Source organism: Vibrio sp. Evd11, assembly GCF_900382755.1.
Lineage (GTDB): Bacteria > Pseudomonadota > Gammaproteobacteria > Enterobacterales > Vibrionaceae > Vibrio > Vibrio lentus.
This window is the reverse complement of sequence record NZ_OSDX01000005.1, coordinates 21,539-41,917: the sequence shown is the minus strand read 5'-3', so window position 1 is coordinate 41,917 and position 20,379 is coordinate 21,539. Positions and strand designations below refer to the sequence as shown.

19 protein-coding genes are annotated in these 20,379 nt (G+C 45.1%); 10 read left to right on the top strand and 9 right to left on the bottom strand.

The window, feature by feature from the left end; all coding sequences use genetic code 11:
* Positions 1 to 124: 124 nt before the first annotated feature.
* The 4 genes from aceF to ampD form a co-directional block, all read right to left on the bottom strand.
* On the bottom strand, positions 125 to 2,020 hold the full coding sequence (gene aceF / locus ED652_RS03160) for a pyruvate dehydrogenase complex dihydrolipoyllysine-residue acetyltransferase (RefSeq protein ID WP_122053479.1): 1,896 nt from the start codon (positions 2,018 to 2,020) through the stop codon (positions 125 to 127).
* A 26-nt stretch (positions 2,021 to 2,046) separates the two neighbouring features.
* Complete coding sequence (gene aceE, locus ED652_RS03155) at positions 2,047 to 4,710, bottom strand: pyruvate dehydrogenase (acetyl-transferring), homodimeric type (RefSeq protein WP_017108719.1); 2,664 nt, start codon at positions 4,708 to 4,710, stop codon at positions 2,047 to 2,049.
* Between the two features lie 62 nt (positions 4,711 to 4,772).
* Positions 4,773 to 5,534 (bottom strand): pyruvate dehydrogenase complex transcriptional repressor PdhR, encoded by a 762-nt coding sequence (pdhR, locus tag ED652_RS03150; protein WP_009847596.1) that lies wholly within the window; start codon positions 5,532 to 5,534, stop codon positions 4,773 to 4,775.
* 483 nt (positions 5,535 to 6,017) lie between these two features.
* Complete coding sequence (ampD, locus tag ED652_RS03140) at positions 6,018 to 6,617, bottom strand: 1,6-anhydro-N-acetylmuramyl-L-alanine amidase AmpD (protein WP_122053478.1); 600 nt, start codon at positions 6,615 to 6,617, stop codon at positions 6,018 to 6,020.
* An 83-nt stretch (positions 6,618 to 6,700) separates the two neighbouring features.
* Here ampD and nadC point away from each other — a divergent pair, with 83 nt between their 5' ends.
* From nadC to yacG, 8 genes are all read left to right on the top strand, one after another.
* Positions 6,701 to 7,591 carry a carboxylating nicotinate-nucleotide diphosphorylase gene (nadC, locus tag ED652_RS03135; RefSeq protein WP_017088708.1) on the top strand — a complete coding sequence of 297 codons (891 nt, stop codon included), beginning with the start codon at positions 6,701 to 6,703 and terminating at the stop codon, positions 7,589 to 7,591.
* Positions 7,592 to 7,845: 254 nt separating this feature from the next.
* Entirely contained in the window at positions 7,846 to 8,262 is a 417-nt protein-coding gene (locus tag ED652_RS03130; RefSeq protein ID WP_122053477.1) for a type IV pilin protein, read from the top strand.
* Positions 8,263 to 8,266: 4 nt separating this feature from the next.
* A complete protein-coding gene (gene pilB / locus ED652_RS03125; RefSeq protein WP_122053515.1) occupies positions 8,267 to 9,952 on the top strand; it encodes a type IV-A pilus assembly ATPase PilB in 1,686 nt (561 codons plus the stop codon).
* A 14-nt stretch (positions 9,953 to 9,966) separates the two neighbouring features.
* Positions 9,967 to 11,196: a type II secretion system F family protein gene (locus ED652_RS03120; RefSeq protein ID WP_102267283.1), complete on the top strand. Its 1,230-nt coding sequence runs from the start codon at positions 9,967 to 9,969 to the stop codon at positions 11,194 to 11,196.
* 68 nt (positions 11,197 to 11,264) lie between these two features.
* Complete coding sequence (locus ED652_RS03115) at positions 11,265 to 12,134, top strand: A24 family peptidase (RefSeq protein ID WP_122053476.1); 870 nt, start codon at positions 11,265 to 11,267, stop codon at positions 12,132 to 12,134.
* A 2-nt stretch (positions 12,135 to 12,136) separates the two neighbouring features.
* Complete coding sequence (gene coaE / locus ED652_RS03110) at positions 12,137 to 12,751, top strand: dephospho-CoA kinase (RefSeq protein WP_122053475.1); 615 nt, start codon at positions 12,137 to 12,139, stop codon at positions 12,749 to 12,751.
* Between the two features lie 26 nt (positions 12,752 to 12,777).
* Complete coding sequence (zapD, locus tag ED652_RS03105) at positions 12,778 to 13,518, top strand: cell division protein ZapD (RefSeq protein ID WP_017108712.1); 741 nt, start codon at positions 12,778 to 12,780, stop codon at positions 13,516 to 13,518.
* A gap of 81 nt (positions 13,519 to 13,599) precedes the next feature.
* Positions 13,600 to 13,797 carry a DNA gyrase inhibitor YacG gene (yacG, locus tag ED652_RS03100; protein ID WP_017056605.1) on the top strand — a complete coding sequence of 66 codons (198 nt, stop codon included), beginning with the start codon at positions 13,600 to 13,602 and terminating at the stop codon, positions 13,795 to 13,797.
* 466 nt (positions 13,798 to 14,263) lie between these two features.
* On the opposite strand, the gene rplS is transcribed toward yacG, so the two are convergent.
* The 5 genes from rplS to ffh all read right to left on the bottom strand — a co-directional run bounded on the left by rplS (position 14,264) and on the right by ffh (position 17,880).
* On the bottom strand, positions 14,264 to 14,617 hold the full coding sequence (gene rplS, locus ED652_RS03095) for a 50S ribosomal protein L19 (protein WP_009847607.1): 354 nt from the start codon (positions 14,615 to 14,617) through the stop codon (positions 14,264 to 14,266).
* Positions 14,618 to 14,676: 59 nt separating this feature from the next.
* Positions 14,677 to 15,417 carry a tRNA (guanosine(37)-N1)-methyltransferase TrmD gene (trmD, locus tag ED652_RS03090; protein WP_122053474.1) on the bottom strand — a complete coding sequence of 247 codons (741 nt, stop codon included), beginning with the start codon at positions 15,415 to 15,417 and terminating at the stop codon, positions 14,677 to 14,679.
* A 26-nt stretch (positions 15,418 to 15,443) separates the two neighbouring features.
* Positions 15,444 to 15,998, bottom strand: coding sequence for a ribosome maturation factor RimM (gene rimM, locus ED652_RS03085; protein WP_009847609.1), 555 nt, complete (start codon positions 15,996 to 15,998; stop codon positions 15,444 to 15,446).
* A 26-nt stretch (positions 15,999 to 16,024) separates the two neighbouring features.
* The gene (gene rpsP / locus ED652_RS03080) at positions 16,025 to 16,273 is read right to left on the bottom strand and encodes a 30S ribosomal protein S16 (protein ID WP_004735508.1); all 249 of its coding nucleotides are present in this window, start codon (positions 16,271 to 16,273) and stop codon (positions 16,025 to 16,027) included.
* Positions 16,274 to 16,485: 212 nt separating this feature from the next.
* Entirely contained in the window at positions 16,486 to 17,880 is a 1,395-nt protein-coding gene (gene ffh, locus ED652_RS03075; RefSeq protein ID WP_029223244.1) for a signal recognition particle protein, read from the bottom strand.
* Positions 17,881 to 18,080: 200 nt separating this feature from the next.
* On the opposite strand from ffh, the gene ED652_RS03070 reads away from it, so the two are divergent.
* A complete protein-coding gene (locus tag ED652_RS03070; protein ID WP_029223243.1) occupies positions 18,081 to 18,875 on the top strand; it encodes an inner membrane protein YpjD in 795 nt (264 codons plus the stop codon).
* Positions 18,876 to 19,002: 127 nt separating this feature from the next.
* A complete protein-coding gene (locus ED652_RS03065) occupies positions 19,003 to 20,274 on the top strand; it encodes an HlyC/CorC family transporter (RefSeq protein WP_122053473.1) in 1,272 nt (423 codons plus the stop codon).
* Positions 20,275 to 20,379 lie beyond the last annotated feature (105 nt).

Genomic DNA, 20,379 nt, shown 5'->3' with positions numbered 1-20,379 from the left:
GCCTGTGAGCTAGACAACAATTCCCCCGCAGTTTATGAGAAATGCCGGAAACTGTTCTCTAAAAATAGTCTTTATATAAAGAATTAAGGTGACCCGAAAGTCACCTTAATAATTACTTTCTCAATTACAGTACTAGACGACGAATGTCAGATAGTGCGCTGTTTAGGAAAGTAATGAAGCGTGCACCTTCAGCACCATCGATCACGCGGTGATCGTATGATAGAGACAGTGGAAGCTGTAGACGTGGTTGGAACTCTTTACCATTCCAAACTGGCTTAATCTCAGACTTAGATACACCTAGGATACCTACTTCTGGAGCATTTACGATTGGAGTAAATGCAGTACCGCCAATACCACCAAGGCTAGAGATTGTGAAACAACCGCCTTGCATGTCTGCCGCTGTTAGCTTACCAGAGCGTGCTTTCTTAGAAACAACCATTAGTTCTTCAGATAGCTCGTAAATACCTTTCTTGTTCACGTCTTTGAAAACAGGAACAACTAGGCCGTTTGGTGTATCAACTGCGATACCCACGTTTACGTACTTCTTAAGAATGATGCTTTCGCCATCGTCAGATAGAGACGAGTTGAATGCAGGGAATGCTTCTAGCGCTTTAGCAACAGCTTTCATGATAAACACAAGTGGAGTGATCTTCATGCCAGTGTCTTTCTTCGCTTCGATTGCGTTCTGTTCTTTACGGAATGCTTCTAGCTCAGTGATGTCTGCATTGTCCCACTGTGTAACGTGCGGGATCATTACCCAGTTACGGTGCAGGTTAGCGCCAGAGATTTTCTTAATCTTAGAAAGCTTCTGAACTTCAGTTTCGCCGAACTTGCTGAAGTCAACTTTTGGCCATGGTAGTAGACCAAGAGCAGAACCGTCGCCGCCTTTGCCAGATGCTGCAGCACCAGACTCAAGACGCTTAAGTGCATCTTTAACGTAAGACTGAACGTCTTCTTTAAGGATACGGCTCTTACGACCAGTACCTTTAACCTTAGAAAGGTTAACGCCAAATTCGCGAGCAAGACGACGAACAACTGGAGAAGCGTGCGCGTAGTCACCGTTCTCTTGGAAGTCGCCAGCTGCTGGAGCTGCTGCTTTAGGTGCAGGAGCTGCTGCCGGAGCTGCTGCTTGTGCTGGAGCCGCTACTGCTACTGGAGCTGCGCCTTCAACAACGAAAGTCATGATTGAAGAGCCTGTTGACACTTTGTCGCCAGCTGCAATCTTGATTTCTTTTACTGTACCAGCGAATGGTGCAGGCACTTCCATTGAAGCTTTGTCACCTTCAACAGTAATTAGAGATTGCTCTTCTTCTACTGTATCGCCAACCGCTACCATGATTTCAGTAACTTCTACTTCGTCACCGCCGATATCTGGAACGTTCACTTCTTTCTCAGCAGATGCTGCTGGAGCCGCTGCAACTGGTGCCGCCGCTGGAGCAGGAGCTGCTGCAACTGGAGCGCCAGAACCTGCCACTTCAAATACCATCACTAGAGAACCAGTAGATACTGAATCACCAGAAGCGATCTTGATTTCTTTAACGATACCAGCGAATGGTGCAGGAACTTCCATTGAAGCCTTATCACCTTCAACAGTAAGAAGAGATTGCTCTTCTTCTACTGCGTCGCCGATAGCTACCATGATTTCAGTTACTTCAACTTCATCACCGCCGATATCAGGAACGTGAACTTCTTTCAGTTCGTTCGCAACAGAAGGGGCCGTCGCTGCAGGAGCAGCTGCAACAGGTGCCGCCGCTTCAACTGCTGGCGCAGCCGGTGCTGCTGCAGCACCTTCCGCTTCGAAGATCATGATAAGAGAACCAGTAGAAACAGAATCACCTTCTGAAATCTTGATTTCTTTAACGATACCCGCTTGAGACGCAGGAACTTCCATTGAAGCTTTGTCGCCTTCAACAGTGATCAGTGACTGCTCTTCTTCAACCTTGTCGCCAACGTTTACAAGAATCTCAGTTACTTCAACCTCGTCAGCACCGATGTCTGGTACATTAATTTCGATTGTCATTGTATTTACCTACCTTAATGCCAGTCTTATGCGTATTGCGGGTTAGTTTTTTCAGTGTCGATATCGAACTTAGCAATTGCTTCAGCAACAACAGACTTCTCGATATCACCACGTTTAGCCAGTTCAGTTAGAGCTGCAACTACGATGTAGCCAGCGTTAACTTCGAAGTGACGACGTAGGTTTGCACGGCTGTCAGAACGGCCGAAACCATCTGTACCAAGTACTTTGTAAGACTCAGTTGGCATGTACGCACGTACTTGCTCAGCGTAGTTCTTCATGTAGTCAGTCACTGCGATTGCAGGTTCTTTACCAAGAACAGTCGTGATGTACGGTACTTTCTCTTCAGCTTCTGGGTGAAGCATGTTGTCACGCTCTACCGCTTGGCCGTCACGAGTTAGTTCGTTGAACGACGTTACAGAGAATACGTCAGATGCTACGCCGTACTCTTCGCTTAGAATTTCAGCGGCTTTACGCGCTTCGTTCATGATAGTACCAGAGCTCATTAGTTGAACTTTGCCCTTAGCACCAGCGTGAGATTCAAGCTTGTAGATACCCTTACGAATGCCTTCTTCAGCGCCTTCTGGCATAGCTGGCATTGCGTAGTTCTCGTTCATTACTGTTAGGTAGTAGTAAACGTTCTCTTGGTTCTCACCGTACATGCGACGGATACCGTCTTGCATGATAACAGCTAGCTCGTAAGCAAACGTTGGGTCGTAAGAGATACAGTTAGGGATCGTGTTCGCTTGAATGTGCGAGTGACCATCTTCGTGCTGTAGACCTTCACCATTCAGTGTTGTACGACCTGCAGTAGCACCTAGTAGGAAGCCACGAGCTTGTTGGTCGCCTGCTAACCAAGCCATGTCGCCAATACGTTGGAAACCGAACATTGAGTAGTAGATGTAGAACGGGATCATCGGTAGATCGTTTGTGCTGTATGAAGTTGCAGCAGCAACCCATGAAGCCATAGAACCTAGTTCGTTGATACCTTCTTGAAGAACTTGACCAGACGTTGCTTCTTTGTAGTAAGAAACGATGCCTTTATCTTCAGGTGTGTATTCTTGACCGTGTGGGTTGTAGATACCAACCTGACGGAATAGACCTTCCATACCGAATGTACGAGCTTCATCACAGATGATAGGAACGATGTTCTTACCAATGTTCTTATCTTTAAGAAGGATGTTTAGCGTACGTACATAAGCCATAGTTGTAGAGATATCACGCTTCTGCTCACCTAGTAGAGGTGCGAATGCGTCTAGCTCAGGAACCTTGAACTCTTGAGTAAACTTAGGAAGACGTGCAGGTGTGTAACCGTGTAGAGCGTTACGACGAGCGTGCATGTATTCGTATTCAGCAGAACCTTCTTCCAGTTTTAGGTATGGAAGTTCAGCAATTTTCTCATCTGATAGTAGGTCTTCTAGGCCTAGGCGATCACGCAGGTGTTGAACATGAGTCATGTCCATTTTCTTAACACCGTGTGCAATGTTCTTACCTTCAGCTGCGTCACCCATGCCGTAACCTTTAACAGTCTTAGCTAGGATTACAGTTGGCTTACCGTTTGTTTCTTTTGCATTGTTGAATGCAGCAAACAGTTTAGAAGAATCGTGACCACCACGCTTAAGAGCGAAGATTTCGTCATCAGTCATGTCTGCAACTAGTGCAGCTGTTTCTGGGTACTTACCAAAGAAGTGCTCACGTACGTATGCGCCATCTTTAGATTTGAATGTCTGGTAGTCACCATCGATAGTTTCGTTCATTAGTTGAAGAAGCTTACCAGTCGTGTCTTTAGCCAGTAGAGAATCCCAGTTGCTACCCCAGATAACTTTAACAACGTTCCAACCTGCGCCTTTGAATAGGCCTTCAAGTTCTTGAATGATGCTGCCGTTACCCATTACAGGGCCATCTAGACGCTGTAGGTTACAGTTGATTAGGAAACATAGGTTGTCTAGCTTCTCACGCGCAGCGAAAGAGATAGCACCACGTGATTCTGGCTCATCCATCTCACCGTCACCTAGGAACGCGTATACGCGTTGCGCTGAAGTTTCTTTCAGGCCACGGCCGTCAAGGTACTTAAGGAAGCGCGCTTGGTAGATCGCAGAGATTGGACCAAGACCCATAGATACAGTAGGGAACTGCCAGAACTCAGGCATCAGTTTCGGGTGCGGGTAAGAAGGGATACCTTTACCATCAACTTCTTGACGGAAGTTATCTAGCTGTTCTTCAGTTAGACGACCTTCAACGAATGCACGAGAGTAGATACCTGGAGAGATGTGACCTTGGTAATAAACTAGATCGCCACCGTCCGTCTCATTTGGAGCACGGAAGAAGTGGTTGAAACATACTTCGTAGAACGCTGCAGCTGACTGGTAAGAAGCCATGTGACCACCAAGGTCTAGGTCTTTCTTAGAAGCACGCAATACGATCATGATTGCGTTCCAGCGAATAATCGAACGAATACGACGCTCAAGAGTTACGTCACCAGGGTAAGCTGGCTCTTGTGCTGCTGGAATTGTGTTGATGTAGTTCGTGTTGATGCCTGTAGCCATATCAACACCATCTAAACGCGCTTTATCTAGAACTTGTTCTAGTAAAAACTGTGCACGTTCTACACCTTCTTCACGTACTACTGACTCAAGAGCTTCTAACCAATCTTGAGTTTCCAGAGCATCAACGTCATGCTTCATGTCAGACATGGCGATCTATCCTTTTTGTTAGTTGGATTCTACTAAACACGTAAAAAGCCGAAGTATTACGGCTATTTACCCTGTTGGATTCGACGTAAAGAACGTTCGCGGCGCGATTCTTCTTTGGTCAAATCCATCAATGTTTCTTCGATGTAAGCTAAATGAGAGTGTGACATTTCACGAGCCTGTTCTGGCTGTCCTGAAACGATCGCATCCACAATGTTAGCTCGATGTATACTCACTTTCTCCACAACGTCTTTACGACGATGCAACAGCTTTAAATTTTCTAAGACGTTTTGTTCGAGTAACGGAGCCAAGCTACGAACAATGTGCAATAACACCACATTGTGTGCTGCCTCTGTTAAAGCAATAAGAAAAGCCATCACCGCTGCAGATTCGGCTTCAATATCACCTTTATCTTGCGCACCGCGAATTTTTTCTTGGCATGCTTGAATTCGAGCAAAGTCTTCATCAGTGCCACGCAATGCCGCGAAGTAAGCCGAAATCCCTTCCATCGCATGACGCGATTCCAACAAGTCTAGTTGGGTTTCAGAATGGGAGGACAACAAATTAAGCAAAGGATCTGAAAAGCTTTTCCAGATATTTTCACTAACAAACGTACCTCCACCTTGACGGCGAGTAAGCAAGCGTTTTGCTTCTAAACGTTGTATCGCTTCTCGGATTGAAGGACGAGACACATCGAACTGTTTCGCCAGTTCGCGCTCAGGCGGCAGCTGCTGCCCTGGAGCCAGTGTTCCTTCCACTATCAACCTTTCTAACTCTTGTTCGATAACGTCCGAGAGCTTTGGCTGACGAATCCTTTGATAAGCCATAGTTTGTTGTTCTTCTTTTTCTTCGCTGACAATTGGTAATACCAATTTTAAGTTGGGCAGAAATTAACATAATTAAAACGCCACTGTCCAGTCTAAAGTTGACCTGCATCATAGAACGCAGTGTGAATTAACCACGATTTAACAAATGAAATTTAAAACAGCAACCAAATTGGTCTTACCATTTACAGGGGTAATACTTTTGGGGAGTATTCGTGCTAGAAAGTTTCAGGATAAAAATGAATTGTTTCAGAAAGATTAGCGCCACTTGATTAAAAATCGAACCAAGTGCACACTAGAGGCAGAAATCCTGTTCATAAGTCTTAACATTAGAGCGTTTGATAAGCTCGTCACACTCTCGATTTATTGATGCTCATCGCCCGACCACTTCCTTTACAAAAGCACAACAAAAATTCACAAACAATTATGCTCATCATTGATTATCTAGAGCCCTTCAATGAGCAAAGTCTTATTGTGAATTCGAATTTAGAAGCTCAGTTGACCTTGATATTTCTTCCAATCAAAAACCAAACCGGGGTCAGTTTTTCGTAGCGGGGCTATGTATTGATGGCCAGTGATACGCTGACGCGTAATCTGCGGGAACCTCGACATCAATGTATTCGTCAATTGAGTCAAAGATTGATATTGCAGCTCGGTATAAGCAACAAAGTCACAGCCTTCCAATTCAATGCCAATCGAGTAGTCATTACATCTTTCACGGCCAGCGAAGCTCGATTGACCCGCATGCCAAGCTCGGTCTAAGAAAGAAACGAACTGCACCACTTCCCCATCGCGACGAATCAAGCAATGCGCCGAGACGCCCATTTGGTGAATCACCTTAAAAAACGGATGCTCAGTGGGGTCAAGTTTTCCCGTAAAAAACTGTTCGATGTGAGGCCCACCAAATTGACCCGGTGGTAAACTGATATTGTGGACCACCAGCAAAGAGATATCGTCACCCTTTGACCTTGCATCAAAATAAGGGGAAGGAACATGCCGAGCGTTGTCATACCATCCGTTGGAGCTGATCGTCATCTTAGTCTCACTTTCTTTTCTGCTAGCACAATAAGATGTGACCTTGCCCATAGAGCAGTCGCGCTAGCCTCTTTAATTTGAAGTTAAGCAAGAGTATCATTCCATTCCCACTCCCTTTCAAGATTAGATTTGCGATGAAAAACACACATAACAGCCACCAACGCCTTGATTACTTAAAAGAGCAACTGCCGCTAGAGATCACTCGCTCAGTGGCTGAGACCATCAAAGAAGATCTAGGCGGAACGTTAGATCCAGCGGCTGATATCACGGCAAGTCTAATCCCAGCAGACGCAATCAACAGCGCAACCATCATTACGCGTGAGCACGGTGTGTTCTGCGGTAAAGCTTGGGCTGATGAAGTGTTTAAACAGTTGGGCGGTGAAGTCACTATCGAGTGGAACGTAGAAGATGGCGACAAAGTTGAACCAAACCAAACGCTTTGCTCATTAACGGGTCCAGCTCGTGCACTATTAACCGGTGAGCGCAATGCAATGAACTTTATTCAAACGCTATCGGGTTGTGCGACTACAACTGCAATCTACGCAGACAAAGTTAAGCACACAGAATGCCGCCTGTTAGACACACGTAAAACCATTCCAGGCCTGCGCAGCGCACTAAAATACGCTGTTGCTTGTGGTGGCGGTTTCAATCACCGTATTGGCGTTTTTGATGCTTACCTAATCAAAGAAAACCACATCATCGCATGTGGTGGTATTGAGAAAGCTATCTCTACAGCAAAAGAGCTTAATCCAGGTAAGCCTGTAGAAGTTGAAACTGAGAGCCTAGAAGAGCTAGAGCAAGCAATCAACGCGGGTGCAGACATCATCATGCTAGACAACTTCACCACGGACATGATGCGTGAAGCGGTTAAAATCAATGCAGGTCGCGCTGCACTAGAAAACTCAGGTAACGTCACTCTCGACACTATCGCAGAGTTCGCTGAGACGGGTGTTGATTACATCTCTGTTGGTGCACTCACTAAGCACTTAAAAGCGATGGATTTATCAATGAGATTCAAAGCTTAATCTATTGAAATATAAATAACTTATTCATAAAGGCACGGTTAACTACCGTGCCTTTTTATTGCCTAATTTATCAGTATTTCAATCACTTATTTAAGTTGGTCGCATAATTTTGCGTGCCATATGAAACATCACACTAATAAATACGAAACCACTCGCGACCACACCTGAATACCATTCCACTTCCCTATTCCGACTTCTATTCTCTCAATCAACCAGTGCCTGCACTGAAACAAACTAAAGAATGGAATTAGATGATGAATAACAAGAACAAAAGAACGAACCAGAAAGGCTTTACGCTAATTGAATTGATGATTGTAGTTGCGATTATTGGTGCTTTATCAGCGATTGCTGTTCCTGCTTACAAAGACTATGTATCAAAAAGCCAAGCATCTTCAGCATTAGCAACACTTAAAACAGCAATAACTCAAGCTGAGCTTTACATACAAGAAGAAGGAACCCCAACATCCCTAGCCGATATAGGCACCAAGGAAGATATAAATTCTTTAGGTGTGTTAGCGATTGATTCTGCCGTTTCTACAGGATTAAAATTCACCTTTGATGACGGTGTATTGTCTGGTGCTTCTATTTCAATAGCTAGAGAGTCAACTGGCTGGGAATGCACACGCACTGGCGCATCATTAACCGCTATAGATTTAGAAGGTTGTGACTAATTTAGTGCTAACCAACCTCCCAACCGTTCTTCGTCAGGCAGGATTCCTTAGCCTGACTCAAGAACAAACCGTTGCGGAACATGTACATGCTTCAGGTGTTTCTACGCCTGAAGCTTTGCTCGTTCTAGACATCTTCAACGGCGAGAGTCTCGCGCATAACATTCAGGCCATTTTCGGCTTGCCGTTGGTACAACTTGGCAATACGGACTATGAAGCTTTATGCGAACAGTTAGGGCTTCGTGAGCTGATCACCAAGTATCGCGCCATTCCAATTTCAGTTTCGAGCTCAACTCTCACACTCGCCTCGGCCGACCCAACCGACTTACAGGCTGAAGACGATTTTCGCTTTGCCACGGGATTACAAATCGAATTAGTTGTCGCTAACTACTCCGAATTAGAAGCAGCAATACGAAAACTGTATGGACGCTCTATTTCTGGGCAAGACTCCAAGCGCAAAGAGATCACCCAAGATGAACTCGCCAACCTGGTTGAAGTCTCTGACGATGAGATGACTTCAATTGAAGACCTCAGCCAAGACGACTCCCCTGTCAGCCGTTTTATCAATCAAATACTGGTTGATGCGGTGCGTAAAGGTGCTTCCGATATCCACTTCGAACCCTACGAAGAACATTACCGCGTTCGCCTGCGTTGCGATGGCATCCTTGTTGAGATTCAACAGCCCGCTTCTCATCTAAGTCGCCGTTTATCAGCTCGCTTAAAGATCCTCGCCAAACTTGATATCGCTGAGCGTCGCCTGCCGCAAGATGGTCGTATCAAGTTACGTTTAAATGACGAACTCGCGATTGATATGCGTGTATCGACCCTACCAACATTGTGGGGAGAAAAGATCGTACTGCGTCTTTTAGATAGCAGCGCTGCCAATCTCAATATCGATAAGCTCGGTTACAGCGAAGATCAAAAAGCACTCTATCTCAATGCATTGAAACGCCCGCAAGGGATGATCTTAATGACAGGCCCAACAGGCAGTGGTAAAACCGTTTCTCTCTACACTGGCCTTCGGGTACTTAACACCACAGAGCGCAACATCTCAACAGCTGAAGATCCGGTCGAGATCAATCTATGTGGTATCAATCAAGTTCAAGTCGCACCCAAAATCGGTTTTGGGTTTGCTGAAGCATTGCGATCATTTTTACGACAAGATCCCGATGTGGTGATGGTGGGGGAGATCCGCGATTTAGAAACCGCAGAGATCGCGATCAAAGCATCGCAAACCGGTCACTTAGTCCTTTCGACATTGCACACCAACTCCGCCGCAGAAACCGTGACTCGATTGGCTCACATGGGGATTGAACCCTTTAATCTTGCTTCATCATTAAGCTTGATTATCGCCCAACGACTGGCAAGACGATTGTGCAATCACTGTAAAGCCGCTGACGACTCTCCGGACATATTTCTGCGTCACTCTATCCCTAACAGCCAAACGATCTACAAAGCCAATCCTCAGGGGTGTAATGAGTGTAACCAGGGATACTCTGGGCGAGTGGGCATCTATGAAGTTATGCCGTTTAGCGACCAACTGAAAAGCAGCCTAATAGACAAACCGAACGCGTTAGCCATTGAAAACTTGGCGCGCCGAGAAGGCATGCGAACACTGCAAGAATCAGGGCTAGATAAATTGCTGGAAGGCACCACCAGCTATCAAGAACTACAACGTGTTCTGTACCTATAATTCACGGAGCGAAAATGAGTAGTAAAAACAAACAATCACAACTAAAAAACTACCATTGGAAGGGAATAAACAGCTCCGGAAAGAAAGTATCAGGGCAAACCTTAGCCTTGACGGAATTAGAGGTACGAGAAAAGCTCAAAGACCAGCATATTCAGATTAAGAAAATCAAAAAGAAGAGCATCTCAGCACTGACTCGTTTAACGCACCGAGTTAAGGCCAAAGACATTACCGTGTTAACTCGGCAACTCGCGACGATGTTGGCAACGGGTGTTCCTATCGTGCAGGCCATCAAGTTAGTCTCAGACAACCATCGTAAAGCTGAAATGAAGTCTATCTTGTCGCATATCTGTAAAGGCGTAGAAGCAGGTACTCCGATTTCAAAAGCCATGCGAACCGCAAGCCGTCACTTTGATGAACTGTATACCGACTTAGTTGCGACGGGAGAACTCTCAGGTAACTTAGCGCAAGTCTTTGAACGTTTAGCGACATACCGTGAAAAGAGTGAGCAACTAAAGTCTAAGGTTATAAAGGCTCTCATCTACCCAGCTATGGTTGTTGCGGTCGCACTTACCGTTTCCTATTTAATGCTGACCATGGTCATCCCTGAATTTGAATCGATGTTTTCTGGTTTCGGCGCAGACTTACCTTGGTTCACTCAGCAAGTGCTTTATCTTTCCCACTGGATGCAGGCCTACAGTTTCTATACTGCTATCGGTATTGGTTTATTATTCCTATCCATTCAGCAACTGCGTCAGCGATCTTACTCAATTCGACTTTCAACCAGTCGTCTTGGTTTACGCTTTCCTATCTTGGGTGCTGTCATCACTAAGGCATCAATTGCAAAGTTCAGCCGGACGCTCTCAACCAGTTTTAGTTCTGGGATTCCCATCTTAACGAGCCTAAAAACCACAGCGAAAACGGCGGGTAATCTGCATTATGAATCGGCAATCATCGAGGTTCACCGTGAGACTGCCGCAGGCATGCCGATGTACATTGCAATGCGCAATACCAATGCCTTTCCGGAGATGGTTTTACAGATGGTGATGATTGGAGAAGAGTCCGGAAACCTTGATGATATGCTCAATAAAGTCGCTTCCATTTACGAGTTTGAAGTAGACAACACCGTCGATAATCTAGGTAAAATTCTCGAACCACTGATTATTGTCTTTTTGGGTACGGTTGTTGGTGGCCTTGTTGTCGCGATGTACTTACCGATCTTTAATCTTATGAGTGTGTTAGGATAGCCAAAAGCAACTAAACACCCATGAGTAGCCAATCTCTACTCATATAGATCAAGTGGTAAAAGGACACTATGGAAGTATTTCACTACTATCCTTGGCTATTCCCCGTATTAGCTTTCATTTTTAGCCTTCTTATCGGCAGTTTTCTCAACGTCGTCATACACCGTTTACCGATTATGATGGAACGAGAATGGCAACAAGAGTGCTCGGAGTATTTCTCTCAATATAAAATTCCAGCGCCAGAGGGAAAGTTTAATCTCAGCATTCCTCGTTCGACCTGCCCAAAATGCAAAACCCAATTAAGGGTAATCGACAATATTCCGGTATTGAGCTGGTTGTTCTTAAAAGGCAAATGTCACAGTTGTGCGAATCCAATCAGTGCTCGCTACCCTTTGGTCGAACTGCTTACCGCAATCCTTTGTACCGCAGTCGCTAGCCATTTTGGTTTCAGTTACTACGCTATCGCCCTGATCTTTTTCACGTTTGCATTGATTACCGCAACCTTTATCGATCTCGATACCATGCTGCTGCCTGATCAAATCACCTTACCTTTAGTTTGGTCTGGTATCGCTTTAGCTCTGTTTAACGTCAGTCCGGTATCGCTTCAAGATTCAGTGATTGGTGCAATGGTTGGCTACCTAGCCTTGTGGTCGGTTTATTGGCTGTTCAAGCTACTAACAGGCAAAGAAGGCATGGGTTATGGTGATTTCAAACTTCTGGCTGCGCTTGGTGCATGGCTTGGCTGGCAACACCTACCAATGATCATTCTTTTGTCGTCGCTGGTCGGTTTGGTTTTCGGCTTGATTCAACTTCGCTTGAAACAACAAGGTATAGATAAAGCCTTCCCATTTGGCCCATACCTCGCGATTGCTGGTTGGGTAAGCCTATTGTGGGGCAATGACATCATGGGTTGGTATTTCACTTCTGTGCTAGGGATTTAATCATGGCAATCATTATCGGATTAAGTGGTGGGATCGCCAGTGGCAAAACCACGGTAGCCAACCTATTCCATGAGCATTTCAATATTGATATTGTCGATGCTGATATCGTGGCACGCGAAGTGGTGGCATTGGGCAGTGAAGGTCTAAAACAGATTGCGACTCATTTTGGTGAAGAGGTATTGCTTGACGATGGAGCGCTAAACCGAGCTAAACTGCGCGAAGTGATCTTCACTGATCCCACAGAAAAACAATGGCTCAATGAACTGCTTCACCCAATGATCCGCAACAAAATTGACAGTGACCTGTCTAAAGTCACATCCCCTTATGCTTTATTAGTCGCACCGCTATTGGTAGAAAACCAAATGCAAGGTATGGCCGATCGCGTTTTAATCGTTGATGTGCCAACAGAAGTGCAAATAGAACGCACAATGAGTCGTGACAATGTTTCAAAAGAACAGGTTACAGCAATTTTAAAATCACAAGCTTCAAGAGAACAGCGCTTAGCGGTTGCAGATGACGTGATTAAAAACCATACTAAAAACCAAGAACTTTTGCCTCAAATCACAGATTTACATCAAAAGTATCTGGCAATCAGTACAGTAGATGGGTCAGAATAGAACTATGTTGAATGAAGGTTTGCTTGATGATCACCCATAAATTTGAACATCCTCTAAATGAGAAAACAAGAATCTACTTAAGAGTTGAATCACTCTTGAGGCAGCTCCACCTGTCTTCTACATTTTCTGATGCTCAACAGTATCAACTCTTTTTCCGTTCAATCTTTGATCTGATTGAAATATTCGAACAGATCCAGCTTAAGAGCGAACTGGCGAAAGACATTGAGAAACAGCGTGTAACCTACAAGAGTTGGTTAGATGTTGAAGGTGTCGATCAAGAGATGTTAACGTCATTACTCAATGATATTGGCAACATCTATCGCGAACTGATGCAGGCCGAACGTTTTGGGCAATCTCTAAAAGAAGACCGCTTCCTGAGCGCGATTCGTCAACGCTTTAATTTACCCGGTGGTTCGTGCTGCTTTGATTTACCCGCACTGCATTATTGGCTGCACCTGCCTCTCGATAAAAAAATGAGAGATGCCAAAGCATGGATGGACAGCCTACAACCGCTGTATGAAGCGCTGACACTGTGGTTAAAGCTCACCAGAGAGACTGGTCACTTTAAAGAGCAAATTGCTCGTGCTGGCTTCTTCCAGAGTGATGCTGATGAAGCAAACATCCTTCGCCTTTCTATTCCAATGCAATACGGTGCCTACCCGATGATCTCGGGCCATAAGAACCGTTTTGCTGTTAAATTCATGAGTTTTGAAACCGGCCAAGCCTGTACTCAAGATATCGAATTTGAATTGGCTATCTGCACCTAATTAATTTCCTTTTATAGTTTGGCTTGAGTCCTCACTCGAGCCTAAACTCAGTATTATTACACCTTCAAATTAAGAATCACTATGTCGAAAAAAATCACCATCGTAAAATGCCCTCAATGTAATACCGACGTTGAATGGGGCGAACAAAGCCCACATCGCCCGTTTTGCAGCAAGCAATGTCAGATGATTGATTTCGGTGAATGGGCAGACGAAGAGAACAGCATCGCTGGCGCACCAGATATGTCGGATAGCGATGGTTGGTCGGAAGACCCGCACTAAGCGAGTAGCGAGTAGCGAGTAGCGAGTAGCGAGTAGCGAGTAGCGAGTAGCGAGTAGCGAGTAATTTTTGAAGGGTTGGCGTTTAACGTCAATCCTTTTTTGTTGCCTATAACACGGCGCTACTAGAGATTCCCTACTCCTTCCTTCGTCAGTCTAGGGAATGACAGCTCTGGTTGATTCACAAACTCCCTCAGCGGTTCGACGGCCTATCAAGGCTTGTCATTCGTCATCCTCAAGAGTGAGTGAGGAACGAACGAGTTGGGAATCTAATGACTTCGAACTAAATCATATACCTAGCTCTGGGCAGATTTCCGACGATATGCTCACGCATGACACTCTTCTCGATATCCGCCCCAAGAGCGAGAAACGAGCGAGTTGGGGATCTCTTACCTGTAAAACTCTAAATAATAGGTACAAAAAAGCGGAGCCAAATGGCTCCGCTTTTATCGATAGAATGCAAAAAGAATTACTTCTTAGTAAGCTTCTCTTTAATACGAGCTGACTTACCAGAACGCTCACGTAGGTAGTACAACTTGGCACGACGTACTGCACCACGGCGTTTAACTTCGATGCTATCAACCATTGGAGAGTGAGTTTGGAACGCACGCTCTACACCTTCACCGTTCGAGATCTTACGAACTGTGAATGCAGAGTGTAGACCACGGTTACGAATAGCGATTACAACGCCTTCGAAAGCCTGTAGACGCTCACGGTCACCTTCTTTTACCTTAACCTTAACTACAACAGTGTCACCTGGTGCGAATTTAGGAAGGTCTGATTTTAGTTGCTCTTCTTCAAGAGCCTTGATGATGTTGCTCATTTGTATAAATTCCTAGAATAAACTGATACTAAATTTAATAGGTTACTGCTTGCTTTTCGTTAAGAGCGTTGCTCTTTAATGAATTCAGCCAGTAATTGTTCCTGTTCGTCAGTCAGAGCTAGGTTTTCCAGGAGTTCTGGTCTTCTTAGCCAAGTTCGGCCCAACGATTGTTTCAATCGCCAGCAACGAATGTCCTTATGGTTTCCAGACTTGAGTACCGAGGGTACATCTTTATCGTCTAGCACCTCAGGGCGCGTATAATGGGGACAATCTAGCAAACCATTTGCAAAAGAATCTTCTTCTGCTGATGCGAAATCTCCAAGTACACCCGGAACAAACCGAGAGACTGAATCAATCAACGTCATGGCTGGCAACTCGCCACCCGTCATCACAAAATCTCCAATCGACCATTCTTCGTCGACTTCAGATTGAATGATGCGCTCATCTACCCCTTCATAGCGACCACAAATAAGAAGCAAGTTCTCGTTTGTTGCCAGCTCTTCAACACCTTGCTGGTCGAGTTTACGACCTTGAGGTGAAAGGTAGATAACCTTCGTCTTTCCCGGTGCTGCCTGTTTGGCTGTTTGGATAGCGTCGCGCAAAGGCTGAACCATCATTAACATGCCAGGACCACCACCGTAAGGTCTGTCATCAACAGTGCGATGTTTATCATGAGTGAAATCACGAGGATTCCATGTCTCAATAGATAAAAGACCTTTTTTAACCGCTTGACCTGTTACTCCGAAATCAGTAACAGAACGGAACATTTCAGGAAACAGGCTAATTACGCCAACCCACATGTGTTCTCTCGCTCTGTAATTTGGAGTTAGAATCCAGGATCCCAGTCAACTTCGATCCGGCGAGCTTCGCGATCAACTTTCTTGATCACTTGCTCTTCAAGGTACGGGATTAACCGTTCCTTTTGGCCAAAAGCATCTTTAAGATTTGCTTTGATTACTAGAACATCGTTCGAGCCAGTTTCTAATAGGTCAGTGACCTCACCAAGGTTGTAACCTTTAGTGGTAAAAACTTGCATACCGAACAATTCGCGCCAGTAGAATTCATCTTCTGACAATTCAGGTAATGAAGCAGGGTCAATAGCAATTTCAAAGTTGGTCATCAGTTGCGCGTCTTCACGTACATCTAATCCCGCTAGCTTACATACATAGCCTTGGCCATGACGTTTCCAGCTTTCAACTTTATACTCAACCCACTCGCCCTTTAGCTTTAAATACCAAGGACTGTAATCAAATATGCTTTCAGCATTGTCTGTGTAGGAGAACACTTTAAGCCAGCCACGAATACCATAGGTAGACCCAAGTTTACCCATAACAATTCTTTCGTTTTGCTCGCTCATCGTTTCTTTACCCTTCATCGACATAAGCTATTTCTCTTTTTAAAAAAGAATTAAGCCGCTTTTTGAGCGTCTTTAACTAGCTTAGCTACGCGGTCAGATAGAGATGCGCCTTGACCAACCCAGTGGTTAACACGATCTAGGTCTAGACGTAGACCTTCTTCTTGACCTTGAGCAGTAGGGTTAAAGAAACCTACTTTCTCGATGAAACGGCCAGTTACAGAGTTACGGCTATCCGCAACTACGATTTGATAAAATGGGCGCTTCTTTGCACCGTGACGTGCCAAACGAATGGTTACCATGTCGTCCTCTTTGCTTTCTTAATAAAATAATTAACCCCAAGTATAAGTAAATAGCTTGGGGTCTCGTGCCAAATTAAAGCCCCGGAATTTTACTCTTATTCCGGTGCAATGCAAGGGCTTTAGCTATTTTTTCACCAACATCGCCGCCGTACACTTTCTGTGACACGGCTAACACTATGAAAAGTAACGTAGCTAAAGCTTACATTTGTAGATTATCGGCCAAACGGGTTAAAACCACCACCCATTCCGCCCATACCTCCACCGCCGCCCATCATGCCCTGCATGTTGCGCATCATGCCTTTCATTCCACCCTTCTGCATTTTCTTCATCATCTTCTGCATTTGAGTGAACTGTTTCAGCATACGGTTTACATCTTGTACTTGAGTGCCAGAACCTGCAGCAATACGCTTCTTGCGTGAGCCTTTGATTAGGTCAGGACGCTGACGCTCTTTCATTGTCATAGAGTTGATGATCGCTTCCATTTGCTTGAACATCTTGTCATCAACTTTATCTTTTACATTGTCCGGTAGCTGAGACATGCCTGGAAGCTTATCCATCATGCCCATCATTCCGCCCATGTTCTGCATTTGTCCTAGCTGTTCACGGAAGTCTTCAAGGTCAAAGCCTTTCTTCTCTTTGAACTTCTTAGCCAGTTTCTCTGCTTTCTCGGTATCAACGTTTTTCTGTAGGTCTTCAATAAGAGACAGTACGTCGCCCATACCAAGGATACGAGAAGCAACACGATCTGGGTGGAACGGTTCTAGTGCGTCAGTTTTCTCACCAACACCCAAGAATTTAATCGGTTTACCTGTGATATGACGAACAGACAGTGCAGCACCACCACGCGCATCACCGTCCACTTTCGTTAAGATAACACCGGTAAGTGGTAGCGTATCGCCAAAGGCTTTTGCAGTGTTCGCAGCATCTTGACCTGTCATTGCATCAACAACGAACAATGTCTCTACTGGATTAATTGCAGTATGAAGCTCTTTGATCTCGCCCATCATCTCTTCATCGATAGCCAAACGACCGGCAGTATCGACAATTAGTACGTCGTAGAATTTCTTCTTCGCGTGGTCGATTGCAGCGTTTGCAATATCAAGAGGCTTTTGGTCAGCTGAAGATGGGAAGAAGTCGACACCAACATCGCTTGCTAAGGTTTCAAGCTGTTTGATCGCCGCAGGACGGTAAACGTCGGCAGACACAACCAAAACTTTCTTCTTGTCACGCTCAGTCAGGAGCTTAGATAGCTTACCTACCGATGTGGTTTTACCCGCACCTTGTAGACCCGCCATTAAGATAACGGCTGGCGGTTGTGCTGCTAGGTCAAGAGCCTCGTTGGACTCGCCCATCACAGCTTCAAGTTCAGCTTGAACGATCTTAATGAATTCTTGGCCAGGTGTTAGAGATTTAGATACCTCAACACCCACAGCGCCTTCTTTTACGCGCTTAACAAAATCACGGACAACTGGCAGTGCAACGTCGGCTTCAAGTAGCGCCATACGTACTTCACGCAGCGTCTCTTTAATATTGTCTTCGGTCAGGCGACCTTTACCGCTGATATTTTTCAGCGTTTTGGATAGACGATCCGTTAAATTATCAAACATAGTTTTCTCTTCGCTCAATCCTGCGACTATTACTGTGAGTATACATTAGCGTGGATTAGAGTCATACCCGTTGTGGAGCGTTAATCATCCACGCTTGTGATGTGAGACATTGTTCCCTTGGAATTGAGTGAGGTTCACCATAGCCCCAAAGAGCGATGCAAGGTATAATTCGTCAATTAGTAATCATTTAAATGGATACCATGGACAGTCTTATTGCGATCGCAGCAGCCTTTCTTTATACAATGGCGATTTCCACGATCATTCCAGGTCTCGTGCACCAAACAGGAATCCGTGTAAAAACGGTGTTTATCAGCGCATTACTTGCTTTAGCTTTCCATGCTTGGTTGCTTGGCGATTTAATCTTTAATGCCAGTGGCCAAAACCTCAGTATCTTGAACGTTGCTTCATTGATCAGTTTAATCATCTCTTTGGTGATGAGCGGTGCTATGCTCAAAACCCGATTGTGGTTCATCTTGCCCGTCGTTTATAGCTTCGCTGCGCTTAACTTGATGGCTGCTACTTTTCTTCCAAGCACCTTCATCAAACATCTAGAGAATGATCCAAAACTGCTTGTGCACATCTCTTTGGCGCTCTTCTCATACGCGACACTGACTATCGGTGCGCTATACGCTCTGCAACTCGCGTGGCTCGATCACAAACTTAAAAAGAAAAAAGCGTTAGTAATAAACCCTAACCTACCTCCATTAATGATGGTGGAAAGACAGCTTTTCAAGATCATTCTGATCGGTAATGGCTTATTAACAGGTACTTTATTAACTGGCCTTATCTTCGTACAAGATATGTTTGCTCAAGGAAAGGCGCACAAAGCCGTGTTGTCTTTTATTGCTTGGGTTATCTACTCCATCCTTCTTTGGGGTCATTATCAAAAAGGTTGGCGTGGACAGAAAGTCACTTGGTTCGCCCTTGCGGGTGCCAGCATGCTCACATTAGCCTACTTCGGTAGCCGCTTCGTTCAGGAAATTATCCTGAATTAGTCTGTAAAATAAAGGCAAGGTCTCACACACCTTGCCTTTAAAATATTGAGTCCGTTAGATTCAATTGACATCTCGACCATGTTCGGTCATAAATTAATCAAGATACACAAATAGGAAAAGAATAGTTTTGGACGACATATCAACGGGTATCTTATTTGCGCTACTCGCGTGTCTCATCGTAATTTCTGGTTATTTCTCTGGTTCTGAAACGGGCATGATGTCCCTGAACCGCTACCGTTTAAAGCATTTAGCCAGTACGGGCCATAAAGGTGCCAAACGCGTAGAAAAACTTCTGAGTCGCCCAGACAGATTGATCGGCCTCATTCTCATCGGCAACAATCTCGTCAACATTCTTGCATCTGCGATCGCTACGATTCTTGGTATGCGTATCTATGGGGATATCGGTGTTGCAATCGCAACCGGAGCCCTAACCCTAGTGATCCTCGTATTTGCTGAGGTTACCCCAAAAACCATCGCCTCACTTTTCCCAGAACGAGTGTCTTACGCCAGCAGTATTCTATTAATGATACTGATGAAGGTGCTGTCGCCACTGGTTATCTTGGTTAACTTTATTACTAACGGCTTCATACGTATCCTAGGTGTCAAAGCCAGCCATGATGCGACCGACCATTTGAGCTCAGAAGAGCTTAGAACCGTAGTAAATGAAGCGGGAACCCTGATACCTCAGCGTCACCAAGATATGTTGGTGTCTATTCTAGATTTAGAGCACGTCACCGTGAATGACATCATGGTGCCGCGTAATGAGATCACCGGTATCGACATCAATGATGACTGGAAGTCTATCGTCCGTCAGCTCACCCACTCTCCTCATGGTCGTGTAGTGCTATACCGCGATCAGATAGATGAAGTGGTTGGTATGCTGAGGCTGCGTGAAGCTTATCGCTTGATGCTTGAAAAGAACGAGTTCAATAAAGAGACACTGCTGCGTGCGGCAGATGAAATCTACTTTATTCCTGAAGCGACGCCACTCAATATTCAACTACTTAAATTCCAACGCAACAAACAGCGTATTGGCTTGATCGTCGATGAGTATGGCGATATCAACGGCTTGGTCACGCTAGAAGATATTCTTGAAGAGATCGTGGGCGAATTTACGACTTCTATTGCACCGAGCTTATCTGAAGAGATCACACCACAAAGTGATGGTAGCTTCTTGATTGAAGGCAGCGCTAATATCCGAGATATCAACAAAGGTTTGCAGTGGGCACTACCTACCGATGGACCAAGAACACTTAATGGTTTGATACTGGAGCATCTTGAAGATATTCCAGAGAGTCACCTGAGTGTTCAGGTTGCCAGTCATCCAATGGAAATTGTTGAGCTCGAAGAGAATCGCATCAAGCTGGTGCGTGTGTTTCCGCAGATCGTAAACGGATAGAGGCGACTCATTATATGAGAGTAACCCACTGAGTTACCAACTAAGTCCTTCTACAACAAAAGGCCCGGTTCATTGAACCGGGCCTTTTAGTCTCTAACTCGCCCT